Annotated in this window: 1 protein-coding gene; it reads right to left on the bottom strand. The window is 55.8% G+C overall.

Going from position 1 to position 1,243, the window contains the following annotated elements:
• Positions 1 to 27 precede the first annotated feature (27 nt).
• Positions 28 to 1,243 (bottom strand): adenylosuccinate lyase (gene purB, locus QCH34_RS12990; protein WP_300334746.1); only part of this gene is annotated, 1,216 nt, incomplete at its 5' end.

The raw sequence follows: 1,243 nt of genomic DNA, 5'->3' as shown, positions 1-1,243 counted from the left end.
ATCTCAAAATTGCAGAAAAAGGAGTAATTAAGAGGTTAGCGGGGCGAGCTTCTTGATCACCCGCTCCACCTGTTGTATCGAGGTGCCGATATATCGTTTCGGCAGGAGTGCATCTTCGATCTCAGCGGAGGAGATCAAACCAGTCACCTCGGGGATCTCCGAGAGGATCTCAGCAAGCGGCCTCTTCTCTTCAAGCGCCTTCATGCTGTTTGCCCGGATCACCTCGTGTGCTGCCTGCCGATCCATCCCGCGCCTCGTGAGTTCGATCATCACCGACTCGGCAAGATTGATGCCATGGAGCAGATCAAGGTTCTTTGCGACATTCTCTTCTTTGATGATCAGTCCCTCAAGGGCCTGCGCCATCACCTTGAGGCAGTGATCGCAGAGGATGGTTGCTTCAGGGAAGATCACCCGCTCGCATGAGGAGTTCGTGAGATCCCGCTCATCCCACAGGGTATTATTCAGGAGTGCAGGCTCAACTGCGGATCTGATCACCCGGGCAAGACCGCCTACCTGTTCACTTTTAATCGGGTTTCTCTTATGCGGCATCGTGCTGGATCCGACCTGCTTCTTGGCAAAAGCCTCTTCAACCTCGGCAATCTCTGTCCGCTGGAGAGAACGGATCTCTATCCCGATCTTATCGAGGGTGGTGGCAATGTTTGCGAGGAGGAAGAAGTATTCGGCATACCGATCCCGGGAAACCACCTGGTTCGAGACATCGACTGAACCGATACCAAGGTGGCGCATCATCGCCGCCTGCACCTCCATCCCGTCCTCACCAAAGGCAGCCTGTGTCCCGACAGCCCCCGTCATCTGCCCGACAACAACCCGTGGACGCATCTCACGGAGCCTGATGATATGGCGGCCGATCTCACTTGCCCATATGGCAAAGCGGAGGCCGTAGGTTGTCGGCACACCGATCTGGCCATGAGTTCTGCCTGCACAGACGAGCGTCTTTGTGGCAGTGCTCCTCTCAATGAGAACCCTGAGCAGAATCTTCAGCTTCTCTTCGATAAAGTCGAGGGCATCTTTGATCTGAAGGGCAGTTGCCGTATCCAGGATATCGTTTGAGGTCGCCCCGTAATGCACCCAGCGTCCGGCAGGGCCGGACACCTCGGCGAGCGCCTTGACAACAGCCATCATATCATGGTTGATCTCAGCTTCAATCTCGTTTGCCCGGCGAAGAGATGCCTTCGGTGCAGCAGCAGCAATCGCCTCTGCCGATTCCATCGGGATGAGGCCG

The sequence above is a fragment of the Methanocalculus sp. genome (assembly GCF_029762515.1).
Taxonomy (GTDB): Archaea; Halobacteriota; Methanomicrobia; order Methanomicrobiales; family Methanocorpusculaceae; genus Methanocalculus.
This window is presented reverse-complemented; position numbering and strand designations above follow the sequence as displayed.